Source organism: Rhodococcus sp. MTM3W5.2, from assembly GCF_001984015.1.
In the GTDB taxonomy this organism is placed as follows: domain Bacteria; phylum Actinomycetota; class Actinomycetes; order Mycobacteriales; family Mycobacteriaceae; genus Rhodococcus_G; species Rhodococcus_G oryzae.
On record NZ_CP019572.1, the window covers coordinates 4858362 to 4880137 of the forward strand.

The 21776-nt window shown below is 69.6% G+C and carries 18 protein-coding genes, 1 pseudogene and 1 riboswitch; of the genes and pseudogenes, 7 read left to right on the plus strand and 12 right to left on the minus strand.

What is annotated here, in order from left to right:
• Window positions 1-17: 17 nt before the first annotated feature.
• From BTZ20_RS22160 to BTZ20_RS22175, 4 genes and pseudogenes are all read right to left on the minus strand, one after another.
• Window positions 18-1193, minus strand: a complete 1176-nt coding sequence (locus tag BTZ20_RS22160) for a PrsW family intramembrane metalloprotease (protein WP_077042835.1) — start codon at window positions 1191-1193, stop codon at window positions 18-20.
• On the minus strand, window positions 1190-1858 hold the full coding sequence (locus BTZ20_RS22165) for a hypothetical protein (RefSeq protein WP_083742789.1): 669 nt from the start codon (window positions 1856-1858) through the stop codon (window positions 1190-1192). Before BTZ20_RS22165 ends, BTZ20_RS22160 begins: the two co-directional genes overlap by 4 nt.
• A gap of 29 nt (window positions 1859-1887) precedes the next feature.
• Window positions 1888-4028, minus strand: a pseudogene (locus BTZ20_RS22170) (S9 family peptidase).
• A 39-nt stretch (window positions 4029-4067) separates the two neighbouring features.
• Window positions 4068-4961 (minus strand): phosphoribosylaminoimidazolesuccinocarboxamide synthase, encoded by an 894-nt coding sequence (locus BTZ20_RS22175; protein ID WP_077042836.1) that lies wholly within the window; start codon window positions 4959-4961, stop codon window positions 4068-4070.
• A 67-nt stretch (window positions 4962-5028) separates the two neighbouring features.
• A riboswitch (cobalamin riboswitch) is annotated at window positions 5029-5214 on the plus strand.
• 30 nt (window positions 5215-5244) lie between these two features.
• On the opposite strand from BTZ20_RS22175, the gene BTZ20_RS22180 reads away from it, so the two are divergent.
• The 5 genes from BTZ20_RS22180 to BTZ20_RS22200 are packed head-to-tail and all read left to right on the plus strand — an operon-like array spanning window position 5245 to window position 9134.
• Window positions 5245-6231 carry an ABC transporter substrate-binding protein gene (locus BTZ20_RS22180; RefSeq protein ID WP_223263470.1) on the plus strand — a complete coding sequence of 329 codons (987 nt, stop codon included), beginning with the start codon at window positions 5245-5247 and terminating at the stop codon, window positions 6229-6231.
• The gene (locus BTZ20_RS22185) at window positions 6228-7286 is read left to right on the plus strand and encodes a FecCD family ABC transporter permease (RefSeq protein WP_077042837.1); all 1059 of its coding nucleotides are present in this window, start codon (window positions 6228-6230) and stop codon (window positions 7284-7286) included. Before BTZ20_RS22180 ends, BTZ20_RS22185 begins: the two co-directional genes overlap by 4 nt.
• A complete protein-coding gene (locus BTZ20_RS22190) occupies window positions 7283-8095 on the plus strand; it encodes an ABC transporter ATP-binding protein (RefSeq protein WP_077042838.1) in 813 nt (270 codons plus the stop codon). The genes BTZ20_RS22185 and BTZ20_RS22190 overlap by 4 nt, the downstream gene beginning before the upstream one ends.
• 2 nt (window positions 8096-8097) lie before the next feature.
• Complete coding sequence (locus BTZ20_RS22195) at window positions 8098-8844, plus strand: (2Fe-2S) ferredoxin domain-containing protein (RefSeq protein WP_411269164.1); 747 nt, start codon at window positions 8098-8100, stop codon at window positions 8842-8844.
• On the plus strand, window positions 8841-9134 hold the full coding sequence (locus tag BTZ20_RS22200; protein WP_077042840.1) for a SelT/SelW/SelH family protein: 294 nt from the start codon (window positions 8841-8843) through the stop codon (window positions 9132-9134). Before BTZ20_RS22195 ends, BTZ20_RS22200 begins: the two co-directional genes overlap by 4 nt.
• A 4-nt stretch (window positions 9135-9138) precedes the next feature.
• On the opposite strand, the gene BTZ20_RS22205 is transcribed toward BTZ20_RS22200, so the two are convergent.
• On the minus strand, window positions 9139-10149 hold the full coding sequence (locus BTZ20_RS22205; RefSeq protein WP_077042841.1) for a 1-aminocyclopropane-1-carboxylate deaminase/D-cysteine desulfhydrase: 1011 nt from the start codon (window positions 10147-10149) through the stop codon (window positions 9139-9141).
• Between the two features lie 8 nt (window positions 10150-10157).
• Entirely contained in the window at window positions 10158-10610 is a 453-nt protein-coding gene (locus BTZ20_RS22210) for an HIT family protein (protein ID WP_077042842.1), read from the minus strand.
• Window positions 10611-10720: 110 nt separating this feature from the next.
• On the opposite strand from BTZ20_RS22210, the gene BTZ20_RS22215 reads away from it, so the two are divergent.
• Window positions 10721-12193 carry an FAD-dependent oxidoreductase gene (locus tag BTZ20_RS22215; RefSeq protein WP_077042843.1) on the plus strand — a complete coding sequence of 491 codons (1473 nt, stop codon included), beginning with the start codon at window positions 10721-10723 and terminating at the stop codon, window positions 12191-12193.
• On the opposite strand, the gene BTZ20_RS22220 is transcribed toward BTZ20_RS22215, so the two are convergent.
• The gene (locus BTZ20_RS22220) at window positions 12137-13990 is read right to left on the minus strand and encodes an ABC transporter ATP-binding protein (protein WP_077042844.1); all 1854 of its coding nucleotides are present in this window, start codon (window positions 13988-13990) and stop codon (window positions 12137-12139) included. The genes BTZ20_RS22215 and BTZ20_RS22220 overlap by 57 nt on opposite strands.
• An 88-nt stretch (window positions 13991-14078) precedes the next feature.
• Between BTZ20_RS22220 and BTZ20_RS22225 the strand changes: the two genes are divergently transcribed.
• On the plus strand, window positions 14079-14498 hold the full coding sequence (locus BTZ20_RS22225; RefSeq protein WP_077042845.1) for a MarR family winged helix-turn-helix transcriptional regulator: 420 nt from the start codon (window positions 14079-14081) through the stop codon (window positions 14496-14498).
• Window positions 14499-14560: 62 nt separating this feature from the next.
• Here BTZ20_RS22225 and purB read toward each other — a convergent pair whose 3' ends face one another.
• From purB to BTZ20_RS22250, 5 genes are all read right to left on the minus strand, one after another.
• A complete protein-coding gene (gene purB / locus BTZ20_RS22230) occupies window positions 14561-15982 on the minus strand; it encodes an adenylosuccinate lyase (RefSeq protein WP_077043904.1) in 1422 nt (473 codons plus the stop codon).
• 61 nt (window positions 15983-16043) lie between these two features.
• On the minus strand, window positions 16044-16664 hold the full coding sequence (locus BTZ20_RS22235; protein WP_189636528.1) for a TetR/AcrR family transcriptional regulator: 621 nt from the start codon (window positions 16662-16664) through the stop codon (window positions 16044-16046).
• A gap of 76 nt (window positions 16665-16740) precedes the next feature.
• Complete coding sequence (locus tag BTZ20_RS22240; RefSeq protein ID WP_077042847.1) at window positions 16741-17910, minus strand: pyridoxal phosphate-dependent aminotransferase; 1170 nt, start codon at window positions 17908-17910, stop codon at window positions 16741-16743.
• Window positions 17911-18201: 291 nt separating this feature from the next.
• Entirely contained in the window at window positions 18202-19785 is a 1584-nt protein-coding gene (locus tag BTZ20_RS22245) for a GMC oxidoreductase (protein ID WP_189636529.1), read from the minus strand.
• Between the two features lie 319 nt (window positions 19786-20104).
• Complete coding sequence (locus tag BTZ20_RS22250; protein WP_189636530.1) at window positions 20105-21694, minus strand: GMC oxidoreductase; 1590 nt, start codon at window positions 21692-21694, stop codon at window positions 20105-20107.
• Window positions 21695-21776 lie beyond the last annotated feature (82 nt).

Here is a 21776-nt window from a genome sequence, read left to right on the forward strand (position 1 = left end):
CACGGACCCGAGATCGATCAGCGGAGCCGGGCGACCTCGGCTCGGGCGAACGCGGTCGCGGGGGTCTCGCGCCCACCGTCCTCCGCGATCTGTTCGGCGAGTTCGCCGGCCGCGGCCAGCACGTGCCGCGCGCGCTTGCGCGCGGCGTGATCACCCGCCGCCTTGACGAATGCCTTGCGTTCGCGGCCGGTGCCGCTCGCCGCGGCCAGCTCGGGGCCGGTGAGGATCCCGCGGTCGGCCTCGGGGGTGAGGATCGCGCGAACCCAGGCGCGCTCGGGCTCGGCGGCCCGGCGCAGGCCCATCACCAGCAGGATGAACATCGCGGCAGGCACCAGGATCCACACCACGACCACGCCGAGGAGCGAGCCCTGCGCCAGCGCGGATGCACTGTCCCATGCGCCGTGCAGCGCCATGGCGCCCACCATGAGCGCCAGGCCGCGGCCGATGCGGCGGGGTTCGTCCGGGCGGCCGATCAGCCACACCAGGCCCATGCAGAAGATCGCGCTGTACACGGTGTGTGAGGCGATGCCGGTGGCGGCGCGCATCACGATGACCTGCGTCACGGCCGGCCCCTGTTCCGCGCCGAAGGCTCCGCCCGCGGCGGACACCGCGTACAGCACATTCTCGAAGATCTGGAAGCCGAGGCCGATGAATGCGCCGATGATCGCCCCGTCGAAAGCGGTCCGCACGACCCGCGGCGCGAGCAACAGGATCAAGACAAAACCGGCGGCCTTCCCGATCTCCTCGGTGAACGGCGCGGTCAGCGCGGCGCTCCAGTCCAGCGCGAACGCCTGGCCGTAGAACTTGGCGTACATCGCGCGGATCGGGTCGTTCGCGGCGATCGCCAGGCCGAAGGTCGCGCCGAAGCCACCCCAGAGGAACGCGAGCACCCGCACCTTGACAGGCACGCTCCTGAATCGGTCGACATGGCCGATGATCAGCCAGAACGGCACCGCGTAGAGGGCGAACACGATCACAGCGGACACCAGCGCGGTGGTCAGCACGCGCGCCCCCGGACTCAGGTTCTCCACCAGGCGGAGCACCCCGGCCGCCATGATCAGCCAGTACACCCAGAACGCGAGGTTGCGCGGCTGGTAGATCCGGTAGGGGCGGCCGTACCCGGACCGCGCGATCGCGGTCAGCTGCCGCTGCTTGTCCACATCCGGGGTCGCGTCATCGGCGATGGCGGTCATTCGGTGGCCTCCTTGCGCTCGAACCGGATGCTGCCGAGTGTCGCCTCGACGTCGGCGTTGTCGGCGATGACGTCGCCGGGCAGTCCCACACCGGTGATCAGGACGGCGGTCCCGTCGTCGACGAAGGCCGCGAGGAAGCCCTCCCGGTCCGGTTCGGTGAACTTCTCCAGGACGCCGCGGGTGCCCGTGGTGGAGTAGATCTCCTGCCGCTCACCGGTGAGCCGCAGACCCTCCGCCCGGTACATCCCCTCGCTGCGTCCGGCACTCTCGTCGAGCAGCGCGTCGACAGACCCGCCGAAGTCGGTGGTCCGCATCGAGAGGACCATGGTCCCGCTGCCGAGCACCGCGTCGGTGCCCGTGACACCGCTCGTGGTGGCGTCGGTCGTACGCAGGCCGGACGCGAGGTTCCACCCGTCCGGCGGGTCCACAGTCACCCCCTCCTTGAGCACCAGCACCTCGCCCGCCACCACCGGGTCGTCGTAGGCGATCGACCGGTCGATCGCGGGGATCACGGTGGCGTACAGGAACGCCAGCGCGAGAATCCCCATGGCAGGCAACAGGGTTCGACGATCCAGGCCGAGGATGCGTCGGTCGACCGGAACCCAGTCGTCCCGTTCCTCTCGCGGCATCGGGTCGCGGTGGTGGCGGGTCACTGCGTCGGTCATGGGATGAATGTAATCCTTCGCTGCGCGAATTACCGCACCGCGCCCGCCGTGGCGAGCACCCAGGCGTACTCGAACGCGACCTCTTTCCACTTCTCGTAGCGACCGCTCACGCCGCCGTGGCCTGCGCTCATCTCGGTCTTGAGCAGCAGCGGCGCGTCACCCGTCTTCGTCGCACGCAACGCGGCCACCCACTTGGCAGGCTCGACGTACAGCACCCGGGTGTCGTTGATGCTGGTGATCGCGAGGATCGCAGGGTAGTCCTTGGCCGCGACGTTCTCGTAGGGACTGTAGGACCGCATGTACTCGTAGACGGCCTTGTCCGCCAGCGGGTTTCCCCACTCGTCCCATTCGATCACCGTCAGCGGCAACGAAGGGTCGAGGATCGAGGTGAGCGGGTCCACGAACGGCACGTTCGCCAGGATGCCCGCGAACAGCTCCGGCGCCAGGTTCGCGACCGCGCCCATCAGCAGTCCGCCTGCGCTGCCGCCGTCCGCGACCAGCTGCGCGGGCGTGGTGCGTCCGGCATCGATGAGATGACGGGCGCAGTCGACGAAGTCGGTGAAGGTGTTCTTCTTCGTCAGCATCTTGCCGTTGTCGTACCAGTGCCTGCCCATCTCGCCGCCGCCGCGCACGTGCGCGACCACGAACACCACGCCCCGGTCGAGCAGCGAGAGGCGGGCAACCGAGAAGCCCGGGTCCATGCTGGACTCGTAGGAGCCGTAGCCGTAGAGCAGCGTCGACGCGGGGGCCGTCACACCCTTGCGCTGCACGATCGAGATCGGGATCTTGGTCCCGTCCGCCGCGGTGGCCCAATCCCGATGCTGCTCATAGTCGTCGGGGTCGTAGCCGCCGAGCACCGGCTGCGACTTACGCAGCATCAGCTCGCCGGTCGCGACGTCGTAGTCGTACACCCGGCTGGGCGTGATGAACGAGGTGAAGCCCAGCCGCAGCAGCGGCCCCGTCCACTCCGGGTTGGACCCGGCGCCGACCGAGTACAGCTCCTCGTCGAACTCGAGCTCGCGCAGCTCGCCGTAGCCGTCGGCGGTCAACGGCCACACCGCGAGCCGGGTGAGGGCCTCGCGCCGGTAGCTCAGCACCAGGTGACCGGCGAACGCCTCCGCGTCCTCGAGCCGGACGTCCGCGCGCGGCGCGAGCAGGGTGCGCTGATCGGTCGGGTCGGCCACCGGGGCGTCGACCAGGGTGAAGTTCTCCGCCTTCACACCGTCGACGTCGCCGTTGTGCAGGATCAGGAACCGGTCCTCGCCCGCGACGACCGCGTGCTCGACGCTGTACTCGACACCGTCGACGCGGGGCAGCACCACCCGGAACTCGCCCTCGGGGTCGTCCGATTCGAGGCAGCGGATCTCCGAGGTGATCTTGGAGCCGATCCAGATCATCAGGTACTTCTCGCTGCGGGTGGACCCGAAGCCGACCCAGAACCGCTCGTCCGGCTCGTGGAAGACCTGCGCGTCCTCGGACTGCGCGGTGCCCAGCTTGTGCCGCCAGACGGTGTCGGGCCGCCAGGCCTCGTCCACCGTCATGTAGAAGACGTGCTCGTTGTCCACCGACCAGGTGGCGCCGGGCGCGGTGCCGGGGATCTCGTCGGCGAGCAGCTCACCGGTGCGCAGGTCCTTGAACCGCAGGGTGTACCGCTCGTCGCCGGCGGTGTCCACGGAGTACGCCAGCAGATGGCCGTCGAGGGTGATCGAGAACGCACCAAGGGAGAAGAAGTCGTGCCCCTCGGCGAGCAGGTTGCTGTCGAGCAGCACCTGCTCACCCTCGATCTCCGTCTCGGCGGAGAGCACCGGCGGGGTCCAGTCGTCCGGGCCTGAGATCGGGCACCGGCACTGCACCCCGTACTGCTTGCCCTCGAAGCTGCGGGAGTAGTACCACCACTGGCCCATCCGGGACGGCACCGAAAGGTCGGTCTCCTGGGTGCGGGCCTTGATCTCCTGGAAGATCGTTTCCCGCAACGGCGCGAGGTGCTCGGTCTGCTGCTCCGTGTAGGCGTTCTCCGCCTCGAGGTACGCGCGCACCTCGGGGTCGTCCTTCTCGCGCAGCCACTCGTAGTTGTCGACGAAGGTGTCGCCGTGGTGGGTGCGCTCGAGGGGACCTTCTTGGCGACCGGGGCTGCGATGGGGCTGCTGACCGGGGTGACGGACGAAGTCATGCCGCCCAGCCTAGGCGGTGCGTGCCGCGGCGCGGCGGGCTACACCGGGCTCTGGACCCAGTCGTCGAAGGACAGCCCGGAGATGCGCTCGTAGGCCTCGATGTACCGGGCCCGGGTGGCGTCGACGATCTCCTGGGGCAGCGGCGGCGGGGGCGTGTCGCTCGCCCGGTCCCAGCCGGACTCCTGGCCGGTGAGCCAGTTGCGGACGAACTGCTTGTCGAAGCTCGGCTGCACCCGGCCCGGCTCATAGCCATCGGCTGGCCAGTAGCGGGACGAGTCCGGGGTGAGCACCTCGTCGGCGAGGACCAGGTTGCCGTCGGCGTCGAGGCCGAACTCGAACTTGGTGTCGGCCAGGATGATGCCCCGGTCCGCGGCGAAACTGGCTGCCCGGAAATAGATGTCGAGGGTGTCCTCGCGCAGCTTGATCGCCAGCTCCTGACCGAGCTGATCGATCACGGTCGCGAAGTCGACGTTCTCGTCGTGCTCGCCGAGCACCGCTTTGGTGGCGGGGGTGAAGATCGGCTCGGGCAGCTTGCTGGCCTCGACGAGGCCCTCGGGCAGCTCGACGCCGCAGACGGCGCCGGTGCGCTGGTAGTCGGCGAGCCCGGACCCGGTGAGGTAGCCACGGGCCACGCACTCGACCGGCACCATGTTCAGCTTGCGCACCACGAGGGCGCGGCCGAGCACCTCGGCCGGGATCCGCTCGTCGTCGGGCGCGCCTGCCAGGTGGTTGGTGCCGCCGAGCTGCTCGAAGAAGAACACGCTCATCGCGGTGAGCACGCGACCCTTATCGGGGATCGGGGTGCTCAGCACGTGGTCGTAGGCGGAGATCCGGTCGCTCGCGACCAGCAGCAGGTGCTCGTCGTCGATCGTGTAGAGGTCGCGGACCTTGCCGCCGGCCAGGTGGGCGTAGTCGGAGAGTGAGGGGCGCACACCGGAACCCTATCGGGTCGCTGCCCGGCCGATTCGCGGGCGATCGCCCACAGAGGGCGTTGGTCTATCCTGCAACCGTTGTCGCGGTGTTCGGGAAGTCCGGTGCAAAGCCGGCGCGGTACTCGCCACTGTGAGCAGGTACGTCGGCTACTCGGGGTCCACCCCAGCCACTGGATGCGCAAGCGTCCGGGAAGGCGTAGCCGGCGGCCATCCCTGCCGAGCCAGGAGACCGGCCGTGACGCATACCTGCATGTTTTCCACGAGTCATGGAAGGCGGGTCGCTTTGCGCACCCCTGTTTCACACCGAGTCATCGCATCTACCGCAGCGGCGATCGCTGCCGCTCTCACCCTGTCCGCGTGCGGCGGATCGTCGAACTCCGACACCCACACCGCCGCGGTCTCCCTGCAGAACTGCGGCCGCACCGTGACCCTCGACGGGCCCGCCGAACGGGGCGTCACCCTCAACCAGGGCGCCACCGAGACAGCGCTGTCGATCGGCGCCAAGGGCCAGATGGCGGGCACGGCCTACCTCGACGACACGATCGCTCCCCAGTGGCAGTCTGCGTACGCCGAGGTCCCGACTCTCGACGAGAAGGACTTCCCGAGCCGGGAGGCCCTGCTCGAGACCAAGCCCGACCTGGTGACGGCGTCGTACTCGAGCGCGTTCGACGACAAGGCCGTCGGCTCGCACGAGTCGTTCGACGAGCTCGGCGTCGCCACCTATGTCTCCCCGTTCGGCTGCAAGGACAAATCGAAGCGACCCGCGGTCGCATGGGATTCGATCGCGACCGAGATCACCGACTACGGGATGATGTTCGGCCGCAAGGACGAGGCCGACGCGGTGGTCGCGCAGATGCGCGAGACGCTGACCGGCATCGAGGCGGCGGCGCCCGCGAAGGGCAAGAGCATCTTCTGGTACGACAGCAACACCACGACGCCGTACGTCGGGGCCAATGCAGGCGGGCCACAGCTGATCATCGACGCGGTCGGCGGCACCAACATCTTCGCAGGCACGGACGGATCCTGGGCCGACGGCAGCTGGGAGACGGTGCTGGCCGCGAACCCGGACGTCATCGTGCTCGCCGACGCCTCATGGGACACGGCCGAGGAGAAGAAGAACTACCTCCGCGGCGACCCGGCGCTGCGTGACCTGAAGGCGGTGCGCGAGGACGCGTTCGTCGTCCTCCCGTTCTCGACGACCACGCCGGGTCCGCGCACCATCGAGGGCGCGACGCTCGTCGCGGGGCAGTTGGGCGGCGAAGGGGCGTGACCGCGTCCACCCGGGCCCCTGCCCGGGCAGCCACCACGACCAGCACTGCATGGTCGGCGATCCTGGTCGCGCTGCTCGCGGTGAGCTGCGCGGCCGGGGTCGCGATCGGCGCGGCCGACCTGTCGATCGGCACGGTCGTCGAGTCGATCGCCGGACGGCTCGGCATCGGCCCTGGCACCGACCTGCTCACCACGCACATCGTCGTCGACCTGCGGTTGCCGCGGGTGCTGGCCGCCGCGGCGATCGGCGCAGGGCTCGCCCTGTGCGGTGCGGTGCTCCAGTCGCTGACCGGCAACCAGTTGGCCGACCCCTACCTGCTCGGCATGTCGGGGGGCGCGTCATTGGGCGCGGTCCTGGCGCTCACCACCGGCGCGAGTGCGGTGGGCGCCCTCGGATTCGGTGCCGTCTCGACGGCCGCGTTCCTCGGTGCCATCGGGAGCCTGCTGCTGGTGTTCGTCATCGCGACCTCCCGGTCCGGTGCGCTGCTGTCCGGTCGGCTCGTCCTCGCCGGGATAGCGGTGGGGCAGCTGGCGGCGGCGCTGACGTCGGCGCTGGTGCTCTTCGGCGACCGGGACGCCGCCCACCGGGTGTTGAGCTGGACCCTCGGTTCGGTGGCGGGTGTGCGCTGGCCGGGCCTGGTCGGCATCCTGATCGTCGTCGCTGCGACGATGACGATCGTCCTCGCCTACAGCCGGGTGCTGGACTCGTTCGCATTCGGTGAGCGCGCCGCCGCGAGCCTGGGCACCAACGTCGAACGCTCCCGCTGGGTGCTGTACGCGGTGGCGTCGCTGTGCACGGCGGCGCTGGTCGCGCAGGCAGGCATCATCGGGTTCGTCGGGCTCGTGGTGCCGCATGCGGCCCGCATGCTCGTCGGGCCGCTGCACGCGCGCCTGCTCCCGGTGGTGGCCCTGATGGGCGCGCTGCTGCTGGTGTGGGCCGACATCGCCGCCCGCACCGTCATGCCCGGGCGAGAACTGCCCATCAGCATCGTCACCGCCATCGTCGGGGTACCGGCGTTCGTGTGGCTGCTCCGACGACCGGGAGTTCGCGCGTGAGCCACCACACTCCGGAGATCCGAGTCGAGAACGTCACCTGGTCGGCCGGGGGCAGTCGGATCCTCGACCGGGTCGCATGCACGGCCCCTGCCGGACAGGTCACCGGGCTGATCGGTCCGAACGGGTCGGGCAAGACGTCGTTGCTGTCGACCATCGCCCGGCTCGAGCGTCCCGAGAACGGACGGGTGCTGCTCGGTGACGTACCGGCGACCGTGATGCACCGGCGCGAGTTCGCGCGGACCGTCGCACTGGTGGAACAGCATTCGGCCACAGAACTGGACCTGACGGTGGAACAGATCGTCGAACTCGGCACCATCCCGCAGCGCGGCGGCTGGGCCCGCCCCGCCGCACTCGGCACGGGCGAGGTCGTCACCGAATGCCTCGCGACGGCCGGGATAACCGACCTGCGACACCGGTTGTGGCAGAGCCTGTCCGGCGGCGAGAAGCAGAAGACCCAGCTGGCCCGGGCGTTCGCGCAGCGACCATGCGTGCTGCTGCTGGACGAGCCGACCAACCACCTCGACGTCTCGGCTTCGCTCGAACTCCTCGAGCTGATCCGGGCCCGCGGACTGACCACGGTGGCCGCGATGCACGACCTGAACCTGGCCGCGATGTACTGCGATCACCTGGTGGTGCTGCGCGACGGCCGGGTGGTCGCCGAGGGCCCGACGGAGTCGGTGCTGACCGCCGAACTGCTCGCGGAGGTGTACGGCCTCGACGCCCTGGTGCAGCCCCATCCACGGACAGGGCGACCACTGGTGGTGCTGTGCGGCACCGTCGACGCCACCGCCGAAAGGTCTTTCTCGTGAACATGATTCAGCGGAATCGGTGGGTGATCGTCACCGCGCCGACCGATCGCGGCGCCGATCCACGCGACCAGGTACTCGGGGCGCTGCGAGCGCTGCGGGACCGGCACCCGGACACCGTCTTCGTGACGGCGGTGCTCGGCGGCTCGGGGACATCCGTGACCACGGCGCTCGACGAGGCGGCCGCGGCAGGCGCCACCGAGGTCGTGGTGGTCAGTGCCCAGACCGTGCTCGACCGCAAGATGGACGCGTGGTTCCGCCGCGTCGTCGGGCACTGGTTGCGCGAGCGCGGACCGGACGTCCCCGACGTCCGCCTCGCCGGGCCGCTGAGCGACACCGACACGTACGTCGACCTGCTCGACGCCGCGATCTCGGGCCCCACCTCCGCAGCCCGCACCACCACCGCTCCCCTCACCTCCCCCGCGTGGGACGAGGTGCCGGGCTTCGCTCGGCACGTCCTGGTGTGCCGGGGTCCGCGCTGCTCGGCCCGCGGCGGCCCGGAGGCCGCGCAGGCACTGGACCGCGCGCTCGAGGCCCGCGGTCTTGGCGACGACGACGTCCTCGTCACCCAGACCGGCTGCCTGTTCCCGTGCTCGCAGGCGCCCGTCATGGCGGTGTATCCCGACAACACCTGGTACGCGGAACTGCGCGCCGACCGGGTCGAACGGTTCGTCGACGAACACCTGGTCGAGGCAAGACCCATCACCGAGTGGAGCGGTGCGCGGCGGATGTCTGACACCCTGGAGGCATGACCACCGCCGCGCCCCGCGTCACCGTCACCTACTGCACGCAGTGCAACTGGCTGCTCCGGGCCGGCTGGATGGCGCAGGAACTTCTGAACACGTTCGGCACCGACCTCGGCGAGGTGGCCCTGATCCCGGGCACCGGCGGCGTCTTCCGGATCACGATCGGCGACGACCTGCTGTGGGATCGCAAGCGCGACGGTGGTTTTCCCGACATCGTCACGCTCAAGCAGCTCGTGCGCGACGTGGTGGCGCCGGAGCGGGACCTGGGTCACGCGGACCGCGGTCGCGACCGCTGATCGCTCAGTCGCCCCGCGGGCCGTAGGTGTCGACGACGAGGACCGGCCCGTCGCCAAGAGCGCCGTCCGCGTCCAACGCCAGCGCGCCCGCGAGTGCCTTCGCGGTGTAGACGGAATCGAGGGTCAGCCCGTGGTCCGCGCCGATCCGCTCCGCGGCCGACCCCTCGGGCGTCGCGAAGCCGTATCCGGGCCCGAGCCAGTCGCGGGTGACCGTGAGCGCTCCCGGTTCGAACTCGACCGGGCCGAGCGCGGCACCGCGCCGGGTGAGCAGCCGCGCGGTCTTGTGCGCCAGCCCGACGAGGTCCCGCTCGGCCAGCGGCAGGGTGTCGTTGACGACCACCCCGACCACCCGGGTGCGCAGGCCTGCCAGGCGGAGCCCCAGCAGCAGCCCTGCTGCGGTGCCGCCCGAGCCCACCGGGGTCACCACGTGCGTCGGCTCCGGCATCGCACCCGCCTCGATCTGCGCGGCCAGCTCCAGCGCGGCCTCCACATAGCCGAGCGTCCCGAGGGGCGAGGATCCGCCCGCGGGCAGGAAGTAGGGCAGGCGTCCGCCACGCGCGTGCCGCAGCAACAGCCACGGCGCCGCCGCGATCGTGCGGGCCTTCGTCCGGGTGAAATGCAGTGCGGCACCGGAGCGCCGCAACCGTTCGAGCTGCGCGTGCACGTGTTCGTCCATCGGCTGATCGATCAGGGCCAGGGCCGTGTCGATGCCGAACTCGTGGGCGTACAGCGCCGTCGCCAGCCCCCAATTGGTGCCCTGGCCGCCAACGCTGAAGATCTGCCGGGAACCACGGGCGAGGACATCCGGGATGATCCATTCCAGCTTGCGCACCTTGTTGCCGCCCCAGCCGCCTGCCCCGTACACGCCCTCGTCCTTGCACCACAGCCGGTTCGCCGGGCCCAGCCCATCCAGGTGGGTGATCGGGGTCGGGCCGGAGCCGAGCCTGCGGTACGGGAGGGTCGCCTCGAGTTCCGGGAAGAGCCGGTGCAGCGCGGGGCCGGTCGTCTTGTCCATGTGATCGCCTATACCGAGTCGAGCCTGCGGCGGAGCGCACCGGCCAGGTAGTCGAGATCCGGCCGACGCGCGGCGACGGGGCGGCCGCGGAGACCGAAACCGTCGCCTGAGGTGCGCGGGATGACATGCAGGTGCACGTGGAAGACCTCCTGGCCTGCGACTGCGCCGTCCGCGAGGAAGAGGTTCACCCCGTCGGCGCGCGGGCCGTCGGCGGGCAGGCCCGCCGCGTCGGTGCCGTTGTCCCGCAACGCGGCCGCCAATCGCTGGCCGACGGCGAAGATGCGGCCGCCGTCCTCCTGGTCGAGCTGCGCGAGCCCCGACGCGTGCCGCTTCGGGACCACCAGCAGGTGGCCAGGGGTGAACGGGCGGATGTCCATGAACGCCACGGTGTGCTCGTCCTCGTACACGAGGCTCGCCTCCGCCTCGCGCGCGATGATGGCACAGAATATGCAGTGGCTCATGGGGATTGATGATAGGCCCCCGGGGTCTTCCCGGTGGACGGGCAATCCCCTTCTCGGTCCGGCGCGATGGTCCTAGGGTATGCCCACCGACAGTGGATGGGAGTTGCGACATGAGCGCACGCAATCCGGTGGCGCCCCTCGATGCGGGCGACGTCGAACACTTCGACCACGAGACCGACGTCCTGATAGTCGGCTACGGCTGCGCGGGCGCGGCCGCGGCCCTGGAGGCGACGGCCGCGGGCGCCGAGGTCATCATCCTGGAGAAGGCCAGCGGGGGCGGCGGATCGTCGGCGCTGTCCGGCGGCGAGATGTACCTCGGCGGCGGCACCGAGATCCAGCGGGCCTGCGGATTCGAGGACTCCGCGCAGGACATGGAGGCGTTCCTGCTGGCCGCCCTCGGACCCGACGCCGACAAGGAGAAGGTCGGCCTCTACAGCCGGGAAAGCGTCGCGCACTACCAGTGGCTGGTCGAGCACGGCGTGCCGTTCAAGCCGTCGCTGTGGAACTCCCCTACCTGGGTACCGCCGACCGACGACGGCCTGATGTGGATGGGCGAGAACTCCTATCCCTTCGCGGAGCTCGCCAGGCCCGCGCCCCGCGGACACCGGGTCACCTCCGACGGGTTCGGCGGCAAGGTCCTGATGCACAAGCTGTCCGAGGCCGTCACGGCCACCGACGCGGCTGTGCATACCGACACCTACGCGACCCGGCTGATCGTGGAGGCCGGCCGGGTGGTGGGTGTCCTCGCCCGCCAGTACGGCAAGACATACGCCTACCGGGCGCGACGCGGCGTTGTGCTCACCACCGGCGGATTCGCCGACAACGCGGAGATGGTCGCGCAGCACGCGCCGCAACTGGTGGGGCTCGGCGTCAACAGCGACGGCGGCGACGACGGCCGCGGCATCGTGATGGCCCAGGCCGTCGGCGCCGCCGTCAAGCACATGTCCGCCGGGCAGGTCGGCATCTCGCTGATCCCCGGGATGATGGTGCGCGGCATGATCGTCAACAGCGTCGGCCAGCGCTTCATCAACGAGGACGTCTACCCCGGCCTTGTCGGGCAGGCGGCGCTGTACAAGCACGGACTGAAGGTGTGGGTGATCCTCGACGAGCAGGCCTACGAGGAGGTGCCGGCCAACGAACGCTGGGGCGTACAACCGCATTTCGTGGCCGAGACGCTCGAGGAGCTGGAGCAGCAGATCGGCATGCCGCCCGGCGCTCTGGTCACCACCGTCGGCGAGTACAACCGGCACGCCGCCGAGGGCGAGGACCCGTACTTCCACAAGTCCGCGACGTGGCTGCGACCGCTGCAGTCGCCGTTCGCCGCGATCGACGTCCAGCGCGGCATCGCCCCGCCGGAGTACGGCGAGGCGGGCCGCGGCGGCGCGGAGGTGTTCACCATCGGCGGGCTGTGCACCACCGTCGACGGCCAGGTTCTCGACCTCGACGGCGACCCGATCCAGGGGCTGTTCGCCGCGGGCCGCGCCACCTCGGGGCTGCACTCCTGGGGCTACATCAGTGGCACGTCGCTAGGCGACGGCACGTTCTTCGGCCGCCGCGCCGGCGTGGCCGCCGCGAGCCAGTAGCGCCGCGTACCGACCGCCGAGCTCGACCAGCTCGTCGTGGGTACCGCGCTCGGCGACGCGTCCGCGATCGAGAACGACGATCTGGTCCGCGTCGCGGATCGTGGACAACCGGTGCGCGATGGTGATCGTGGTGCGTCCCCGGCTGACGGTGTCGAGCGCGGACTGCACTGCCCGCTCCGTCTCGTTGTCCAGCGCGCTGGTCGCCTCGTCGAGGATCAGCACCCGCGGATCGCGCAGCAGGGTGCGCGCGATCGCGATGCGCTGCTTCTCGCCGCCCGAGAACCGGTGACCGCGCGCGCCGACGACGGTGTCATAGCCGTCGGGCAGGGACGCGATCAGCTCGTGCACCTGGGCGTCGCGCGCCGCCGCCTCGATGTCGGCGTCGGTGGCATCGGGCCTGGCGTGCCGCAGGTTCTCGCGGATGGTGGCGTGCAGCAGGTACGTCTCCTGGGAGACGACGCCGACCAGTTCGGACAGTTCCGCCAACGGGATCGACCGCAGGTCGACCGCGTCGATGCTCACCGAGCCGGTGTTTGGGTCGTGGAGGCGCGCAACCAGGGAGGCGAGAGTGGTCTTGCCCGAACCGGTTTCGCCGACCAGGGCGAGCGAGGACCCGGCGGGCACCTCGATGCTCACGGAGTCGAGGGCGTTGCGGTCCGCCCCCTCGTAGCGGAAACAGATGTCGTCCAACCGAACCGCGCCCGCCACGTCCTCGCGGCGCAGGTGCACGGGGTGCTCGGGGTCGTCGATCTCGACGGGGAGGTCGAGGTACTCGAAGATGCGGCTGAACAGGGCGAGCGAACTGGTCACCGAGACACCGACGTCGAGCAGGCTCATCAGCGGCCGGAACAGCGCCGCCTGCAGCCCGGTGAAGGCGACCAGGGTGCCGATGGTCATGCCGCCGGACGTCGCCGGCAGGCCCGCCGCGAGGTAGAGCAGCGCCGGGATGGCGGCGAAGACGATGTTCATCGTGGCCATCCGCCAGCGGCCGGAGAGCTGCGACCTGACCTCGAGATCAGCGAGGAGGTGCGAGGTGTCCGCGAAGCGTTCCGACATCGCGGGGCCCGCCCCCAGCGTCTTGCCGAGCTGGATTCCGCTGATGGACAGGGACTCCTCGATCTGCGTCTGCATGTCGGCGAGGGTGCGCTGGCGCTGCGCCGTGATCTCCCGTCTCATCCGGGCGACCTTGCGGGTCAACCAGATCGCGGGCGGCAGCACGATCAGCGAGAGCAGCGAGAGCCGCCAGCTCAACACGGCCATCGCGATGGCCGTGCCGACGACGGTGGTGACGTTGGAGGCGATCGAGGTGGCGGTCGAGGTGACCACGGTCTGCATGCCGCCGATGTCGTTGGTGAGGCGGGACTGGATCTCCCCTCCCCTGGTACGGGTGAAGAAGCCGAGCGACTGCCGTTGCAGGTGCGCGAACACCCGGGTCCGGAGTCCGTGCATGATGCGCTGGCCGACCGTGGTCGAGATCCAGGTCTGCACGACACCGAGCACCGAGCCGACGACGGTCACCGCGAGCATGCCGATCACCGCCCACACCAGCAGCGTGACGTCCTGATCTGGGATGGCCTTGTCGATGACGGCGCGGACCAGGAACGGGTTGGCGAGTGAGACGGCGGAGGCCGCGATGATCAGCACGGTGACCACGGCGATCTGCGGTCGATAGGGCGAGAACAGGGCGCCGATCCGGCGCAGGCTCACCGGCGACTCGGCCAGCTGGGCGCGGTCGGCGGGATCGATCTTGCGTGAGCGGGGACCCGGTCCGGGCTCGCCGCTTCGGGGGCTTGTCATACAACCACCCCTCTCGGTATGTCGGGGTAAGACATACTGAGGTTCCCTCACTATGAGGTGCCTGTCAAGTGAGGTAGCCTAAGTCACCATGGACCAGCAGCACCCCGACACCCTCCGGGATCTCCTGATGTCCAGCGCCCGCGCCCTGCGCCGACGCTGGTTCGTCGCACTGGAGCCCTGGCAGCTGTCGCCGCACGAATACCGCGCGCTGCAGGTGATCTACCGCGACACCGACAGGAATCCTCGGCTCGGCGACGTCGCGAAGGCGCTGCGCATCGCGCCGCGGTCCGCGACCGAGGTCGTCGACAGGCTCGAGGAACGGGGGCTCACCGAGCGGGTCCCGGACGCCGCCGACCGGCGCGCCACGTGCGTCCGCCTGACCGACGCCGGCCTCCGCATCATCGGCGAACTCGAGACGGCGCGCGCCGACGATGCCGAGGACTTCTTCGCGGCGCTCGATGGGCACGATCGCGCCGAGTTGCGCCGCATCCTCGACAAACTGCGCTGACGCGCCTGTGCGCGGTTGACGAGTCCAGACACTCGTCAACCGCGCACAGGCGGCGAAGCCGCCTACAGGATGGGCGACGGCGAGTACTTCGCCGCCTCGGGGTTCTGCTCCACCAGCAGACCGACCCGCCGCACCACCGTGGCCACCTGGGACTCGGCAGCGCCGATGAAGGCGGACTTGTCGGCCAGCGCGGCGTCCAGCTGCGCGCGGTCCAGCGGGAAGCGGTCGTCGGCGGCCAGGCGGTCGAGCAGGTCCGGCTCGCGGCCGTCCTCGCGCATCGCCAGCGCGACGGCGACCGCATGCTCCTTGATGACCTCGTGCGCGGTCTCGCGGCCGGTGCCCGCACGCACGGCGGCCATCAGCATCCGGGTGGTGGCCAGGAACGGCAGGTAGCGGGTGAGTTCCTTCTCGATCACCGCCGGGTACGCGCCGAACTCGTCGAGCACGGTCAGGAAGGTCTCGATCTGTCCGTCGATCGCGAAGAACGCGTCCGGCAGCGCCACCCGGCGGACCACCGAGCAGAACACGTCGCCCTCGTTCCACTGCGCGCCTGCCAGCTCCGCGGCCATCGACGCGTAGCCGCGCAGCACGACCTGCAGGCCGTTGACCCGCTCGCAGGAACGGGTGTTCATCTTGTGCGGCATCGCGGACGAGCCGACCTGGCCGGGCTGGAAGCCCTCGGTGACCAGCTCGTGGCCCGCCATCAGGCGGATGGTGTGCGCGAACGAGGACGGGCCCGCACCCACCTGGACCAGCGCGGACAGCACGTCGTGGTCCAGCGAGCGCGGGTACACCTGACCGACGCTGGTCAGCACGTGGGCGAAGCCGAGGTGCTCGGCGACCTTCGCCTCGAGGAAGTCGAGCTTCTCGGTGTCGCCGCCGAGCAGGTCGAGCATGTCCTGGGCGGTGCCCATCGGGCCCTTGATGCCGCGCAGCGGGTACCGGTCGATCAGCTCGCGCAGGCGGGTCAGCGCGACCAGCACCTCGTCCGCGGCGGAGGCGAAACGCTTGCCAAGGGTGGTGGCCTGCGCTGCGACGTTGTGGCTGCGGCCCGCCATCACCAGCGACGAGTACTCGGCGGCCTTCTCGGCGAGCCGCGCCGCGACCGCGACGCCGTGCGCGTACACGTGCTCGAGCGAGCGGAAGATCTGCAGCTGCTCGACGTTCTCGGTGAGGTCGCGGCTGGTCAGGCCCTTGTGCACGTGCTCGTGTCCGGCGAGGGCGTTGAACTCCTCGATCCGTGCCTTGACGTCGTGCCGGGTCACCCGCTCGCGGTCCGCGATGGAGTCGAGGTCCACCTGCTCCAGCACCCGCTCGTAGTCGGCGAGCGCGTCCTCGGGCACGTCGATGCCGAGCGAGGCCTGCGCCCGCAGCACCGCCAGCCACAGCTGACGCTCCAGCACGATCTTGTGCTCGGGCGACCACAGCTCCCGCAGGTCGGGGCTGGCGTATCGGTTGGCAAGGACGTTGGGGATGCGGCTCACGAGCGCCCAGTTTACGGCCGCCGCCCGCGGGACCGGCAGCCGCGCCACCCGGGGCGTGCGGCTACTGCTCCTGCTCCTCCTGCGGGAGCGGCGGCGCCGCGACCTCGATGACCTCCGACAGCATCTCTCTTGCCAGCTGCTCGGGGTCGGGGTCGGACTCGCTCAGCGCCCCGACGATGGCCCCGTCCACCACGCAGATCAGCCTGCGCAGGCCCTCCTGCCGGACCTGCCGTCCGGACCGGCGCAGCACGTCGCCGAGGGCATCGTCGAACTGGACCCGCAGCCGCTTCTGCACCTCGTGAAGCTGCGGATGCCGCGCGGACGCGATGAAGCACTCGTACCTGGCGATGAGGTGTTCTCGCGTGACGCCCTCGATCGGGCCCACCAACAGCTCGATGATCAGTTCGACGACGGCCGCGGAGTCGCGGTCGGCCTGCGCGATCTGGTCGATCCGGGCGCGCATGGCGTCCATCTCCCGGCTACCGCTCAGTTCCACCGCCCGCGCGATCAGGTCGTCGAGGGAATCGAAGTAGTAGGTGGTCGACGCGAGCGGCAGGCCGGCGCGCTGCGCCACCGCCCGATGGCGGACCGCCTCGAACCCGCCCTCGAGCATCAGGTCGGCCGCGGCCTCGACGAGCGCCATCCGACGTCGTTCGCCCTTGGGAGTCGCCGCGGAAGACACCCGGCCCATCGTGCCAGCGGAAGCGCTGCGCCGAGTCGATTTCGTTTGAGCGGGCGCGGGCGAGGCCGCCGTCCCGTCAGTGTCCGAGTGCAGCACTTCGCCCCAATCGCTCCAGGGCCTCTTCCACGTCGGCCGTCGCGCCGGCGAACGAGATCCGCACGGTCCGGTCTCCGCGGACCGTGTCGAAGTCGACGCCCGGCGCCAGCGCCACCCCGGTCTCCCGGAGCAGTTCCGCGCACCAGGCCGTCGAATCGTCGGTGAGATGGCCGATGTCGGCGTAGGCGTAGAAGGCGCCGTCCGCCGGGGCCAGGTCCGTGATTCCCAGTGTAGGCAGCGCGGCCAGCACCAGGTCACGGTTCGCCGCGTACCGCCGCACATGCCCGTCCAGCTCGGCCATGGACTCGTCGGTGAACGCCGCGACCGCCGCATACTGCGAGATCGCGGGCGGGCACACCGTCATGTTCGAGGCGAGTCGCTGCAGCGCGCGCCGCAGCGACGCGGGCACCAGCATCCAGCCGAGGCGCCAGCCGGTCATCGAGAAGTATTTGGAGACCGAGCCGACCACGACGGCCTCGCGCGAGCTCTCCCAGGCCGACGCGGTCGCCGAGTGGCCGGAACCGAATTCGATCCCGTGATAGATCTCGTCGGAGATCAGCAGGGTGCCGTGCTCCTCGCACCAGCGAGCGAGGGCGGCGAGTTCGGTCGGGTCGATGACGGTGCCGGTCGGGTTGGCCGGGCTCGCGACGACCAGACCTGCGGGCGGCTCGTCCAGCGCCTCGAGCATCGCGACCGTCGGCTGGAATCGGGTGTCCGGCCCGCAGTCGAGTTCGAGCACCCGACAGCCGAGCGCGGTGAGCGTGTTGCGGTACGCCGGGTAGCCGGGCCGCGCCACCACCACCGTGTCGCCCGCGTCGAACGCCGCGAGGAAGATCAGGGTGAAGGCGCCGGACGAGCCGGTGGTCACCACGACCTCGTCCGGATCGACCTCGATCGACGACTTCGCACTGTGGTACCCGGCGATCGCCTCCCGCAGCGGCAGGATCCCGAACGTCTCGGTGTAGCCGAGTAATTGGGCGCCGAGCGCCTCGTGCGCCGCACGCAGCACGGGGCCGGGCGCCTGGGTGGACGGCTGCCCCGCTGCCAGCGTCAGGACATCGCCGTGGGTTCGGGCCCGCTCGGTGGCGGCCTTCCAGACGTCCATCACATGGAAGGTGGGGACCTGGGATCGCTGGGACTCTTCTCGCACCGGGACGAGGCTAGTGCCTTGCGCTCGAAGTCCATTGATGATTGCCGGGGATCCACGTGGATGCGTCGCAAGGCGGAGCAGGTCCAGGTAGCGGGGTTCTACCTGGACCTGCGACAACGCCGCGAGGCGCCGCGTGGGCCCCGGCAAGCGCAAGAAGACTTCGGGCGCGGGGCACTGAGCGCCCGGGCCGTTTGACCGACCGCAACCGCGACGACAGCGGCCCCGAGGATCGAATCCTCGGGGCCGCTGCCGGCAGGGGGATGCTGTTATCCGGTACCGATGGTGCTCGTGTCAGTGCATGTCGTTCGCCACGATCGCGGCGATGTTCCGTTCCGCGAGAGCGGTGATGGTGACGAACGGGTTGACGCCCAGGTTGCCCGGCACCAGCGCGCCGTCCATCACGTACAGGCCCGGGTGCCCGTGCAGCCGACCGTGGTTGTCGGTGGCCTTGTTCAGGATGGCGCCGCCGAGGGGGTGGTACGTGAGGTTGTCGCCCCAGACCTTGTACCCACCGAACATGTCGGTGCGGTAGATCGTGCCCTCCTTGGAGTTGATCTTGTCGAAGATCCGCTTCGCCATGTTGATCGCGGGCTGGTTCTGCGAGGTCTGCCAGGACAGCCCGACCTTGCCGGTCGACGAGTTGTACTGGAACTGCGCGCGTTCCGGGTTCTTGGTGATCGACAGGTACAGGCTGATGAACAGGTCGGCGCCGGCAGGGAAGGGCGCGATCTCCGCGAACGCCGGTCCCCCGGCGTCGTCCCAGTTGTCGATGCCCATCGTCGGGATCGACGACTGCTTGCCGCCCGTCGCATCCCACAGGTGGTTGGCGCGGGCGACCATGACGTTGCCGTTGTTGCCCCAGCCCTGTCCGACCTCGCCGGACAGGTTCGGCAGATGTCCCTGCGCCTTCATCGCCACCAGCAGCTTGCTGGTGCCAACGCTGCCCGCCGCGAAGAACACCTTGTCCGCGGTGACCGTCTTGGTCGCCACGACACCGCCCTGCTCGTTGATCTGCTCCATCTCGACGGAGTACCCGGCCCCGCTGGGCACGACCTTGGTGACGCGGTGCAGGGTGGTGATGGTGACCTTGCCGGTCGACGCAGCCTGCGCGAGGTACGTCTTGGGCAGCGACTTCTTGCCCGCGTGGTTGCCGAAGATGACCTCGCCCGCAAGAGCGGACTTGGGCACGGAGCCCGCCGCCTCCTGCTTCATGTAGTTCATGTCGTACACGTTGGGCACGAAGGTGGTCTTGAAGCCCGACCGTTCCGCGGTCTTGCGTCCGGTGCGCGCGAACTTGTACCACTCGGTCGACTCGAACCAGGCCTGGTCGATGTTGTTGACGCCGAGCCCGGCGGTCGCCCTCGGGAAGAAGACGTTGTACATCTCGTTGGAGTCGACCGAGGGCAGGATCTCCTCGAAGTAGCCGCGCCGGGGCGTGACGGCCATGCCGCCGTTGACCAGGGAACCGCCGCCGACGCCGCGGCCCTGGTAGACGTTGACCCCGCCCATGTTCTCGCAGTCGAGGATTCCGACGTACTTCTCGATGGGCTTGTCGATCGAGACGCCCATGAAGTGCGAGACCGGCTGCGCCGTGCGGTCTCTCAGCCAGAACCCACGCTTGTCCGGCGAGGTGGTGGAGGTGAAGACCCCGGAACCGGCCGTGCCCCAGTCCCGGCCCATCTCGACGATGTGGGCGTCGATGCCCGCCTGTGCCAGTCGCAGTGCGGTCACCGAACCGCCGTAGCCACTACCGATGATCAGGGCGGGCACCCGGTCACCGGTGTTGAGGGCGCGACGCGGCGATGCCGCGGCCGTGGTGGCAGCCAGCGACGGCGCGAGGGCGACGGCGCCCGCCGCCAGGCCCGTCGCCGCCATGAACCTACGGCGGGAGAACTGCGACTTGGTGGTCGCTGTATAGCTTCGTGACGCTTGGTATTCGGTCAACGGAACCTCTCTGATCACGGGCCAATAAAGTAGAACTCGTTATACAGCCGTGACTGCGTCGAGATTCGCAATACCGACCGGTAATAAATCGAAAACCCGCAGCTCATATCGAAATACTCGAAACCCCTGTGCTACAGCGCTATTACCAGTACTGTTCAACGATTCTCGGAAACCGGGGGCGCCACGGACCGGGCCGGGGCCCTGCCGGGGCGCCCCGATATTCTGAGAACACGTTCACCGACCGGTGGAACTAATGCAGATCGTTCGCGACGATCGTGGCCATGTTCCGCTCCGCGAGGGCGGTGATGGTGACGAACGGATTGACGCCGACATTGCCCGGCACCAGCGACCCGTCCATCACGTACAGGCCCGGGTACTCCGGGAGCCGCCCGAAGTTGTCGGTGGCCTGGTTCAGGATGCAGCCACCGAGGGGGTGGTAGGTCAGCCCGTCGCCCCACGTCTTGTACACACCGAACAGGTCGGTGCGGTAGATCGTGCCCTCCTTGGAGTTGATCTTGTCGAACACCCGCTTGGCCATGTTGATGCCGGGCTGGTTCTGCGAGGCCTGCCAGGACAGCCCCACCTTGCCGGTCGACGAGTTGTACTGGAACTGGGCACGTTCCGGGTTCTTGGTGATCGCCAGATAGAGGCTGACCCACAGCTCGGTGCCCGCAGGGAACGGCGCGATCTCCGCAAAGACCGGACCGGCCGGGTCGGCCCAGTTGTCGATGCCCATCGTCGGGATCGACGACTGCTTGGCCCCGGTCGGGTCCCAGCCCTGGTTGGCCCGGCCGACCATGATGTTTCCGTTGTTGCCCCAGCCCTGACCGACCGCACCGGGAAGGTTCGGCAGATGACCCTGCGCCTTCATCGCGACCAGCAGCTTGCTGGTGCCGACGCTGCCGGCGGCGAAGAAGACCTTGTCCGCGGTGACCGTCTTGGTCGCGACGGTGTTGCCCTGTTCGTCGATCTGCTTCATCTCGACCGAGTACCCGCCGCCGCTGGCGGCGGGCGCCACCTTGGTCACCTCGTGCAGCGTGGTGATGGTGAGCTTGCCGGTGGCCGATGCCTGCGCCAGATAGGTCTTGTCCAGCGACTTCTTACCGGCGTTGTTGCCGTAGATGACCTCGCCTGCCAGCGCGGACTTGGCGACCTGACCGGCATCCTCCTTCTTCATGTAGTCGAAGTCGTAGACGTTGGGCACGAAGGTCGTCTGGAATCCGGAGCGCTGCGCGGTCTTCCTGCCGACCCGCGCGAACTGGTAGTAGTCGGTGGACTCGAACCAGGCCTGATCGATGTTGTTCACGCCGAGACCGGCATTCGCCCTCGGGAAGAACGTCCCGTACATCTCGTTGGAGTCGACCGAGGGCAGGATCTCCTCGAAGTAGCCGCGTTTGGGCGTCACGGCCATGCCGCCGTTGGCCAGCGATCCGCCGCCGACCCCGCGGCCCTGGTAGACGTTGATCCCGCCCATGTTCTCGCAGTCGAGGACGCCGACGTACTTCTCGATGTCCTTGTCCACCGAGCCACCCGAGAAGTGCGAAACCGGCTGCGCCGTACGGGTCCTCAACCAGTAGGCCCGCTTGTCCGGGGTGAGCATCGGGGAGAAGATCTTGCCGTCGGAGCCGGGCGTCGTCCACGCCCGGCCCATCTCGATGATGTGGGTGTCGATACCCGCCTGCGTCAGCCGCAGCGCCGCAACCGCGCCGCCGTACCCGCTGCCGATGATCAGGGCGGGCACCCGGTCACCGCTGTTGAGGGCACGCCGCGGCGATGCCGCCGCCGAGGTCCACGAGGAGGAGAGCGCCGCGGCCCCCACCGCGAAACCCGTTGCCGCCATGAACTTCCTGCGGGAGAGCTGGGGATTGAAAGTGGTCGCTGCCGTGCCTCGCGACGCCTGGTACTCGCTCAACGGAACCTCT

Excerpts from the sequence above, each read along its gene's own strand:
- BTZ20_RS22160 (WP_077042835.1), bottom strand. The coding sequence starts at position 1,193 with ATGACCGCCATCGCCGATGACGCGACCCCGGATGTGGACAAGCAGCGG.
- BTZ20_RS22165 (WP_083742789.1), bottom strand. The coding sequence starts at position 1,858 with ATGACCGACGCAGTGACCCGCCACCACCGCGACCCGATGCCGCGAGAG.
- BTZ20_RS22195 (WP_411269164.1), top strand. The coding sequence starts at position 8,098 with ATGATTCAGCGGAATCGGTGGGTGATCGTCACCGCGCCGACCGATCGC.
- BTZ20_RS22200 (WP_077042840.1), top strand. The coding sequence starts at position 8,841 with ATGACCACCGCCGCGCCCCGCGTCACCGTCACCTACTGCACGCAGTGC.
- BTZ20_RS22205 (WP_077042841.1), bottom strand. The coding sequence starts at position 10,149 with ATGGACAAGACGACCGGCCCCGCGCTGCACCGGCTCTTCCCGGAACTC.
- BTZ20_RS22210 (WP_077042842.1), bottom strand. The coding sequence starts at position 10,610 with ATGAGCCACTGCATATTCTGTGCCATCATCGCGCGCGAGGCGGAGGCG.
- BTZ20_RS22215 (WP_077042843.1), top strand. The coding sequence starts at position 10,721 with ATGAGCGCACGCAATCCGGTGGCGCCCCTCGATGCGGGCGACGTCGAA.
- BTZ20_RS22220 (WP_077042844.1), bottom strand. The coding sequence starts at position 13,990 with ATGACAAGCCCCCGAAGCGGCGAGCCCGGACCGGGTCCCCGCTCACGC.
- BTZ20_RS22225 (WP_077042845.1), top strand. The coding sequence starts at position 14,079 with ATGGACCAGCAGCACCCCGACACCCTCCGGGATCTCCTGATGTCCAGC.
- BTZ20_RS22245 (WP_189636529.1), bottom strand. The coding sequence starts at position 19,785 with ATGGCGGCGACGGGCCTGGCGGCGGGCGCCGTCGCCCTCGCGCCGTCG.
- BTZ20_RS22250 (WP_189636530.1), bottom strand. The coding sequence starts at position 21,694 with ATGGCGGCAACGGGTTTCGCGGTGGGGGCCGCGGCGCTCTCCTCCTCG.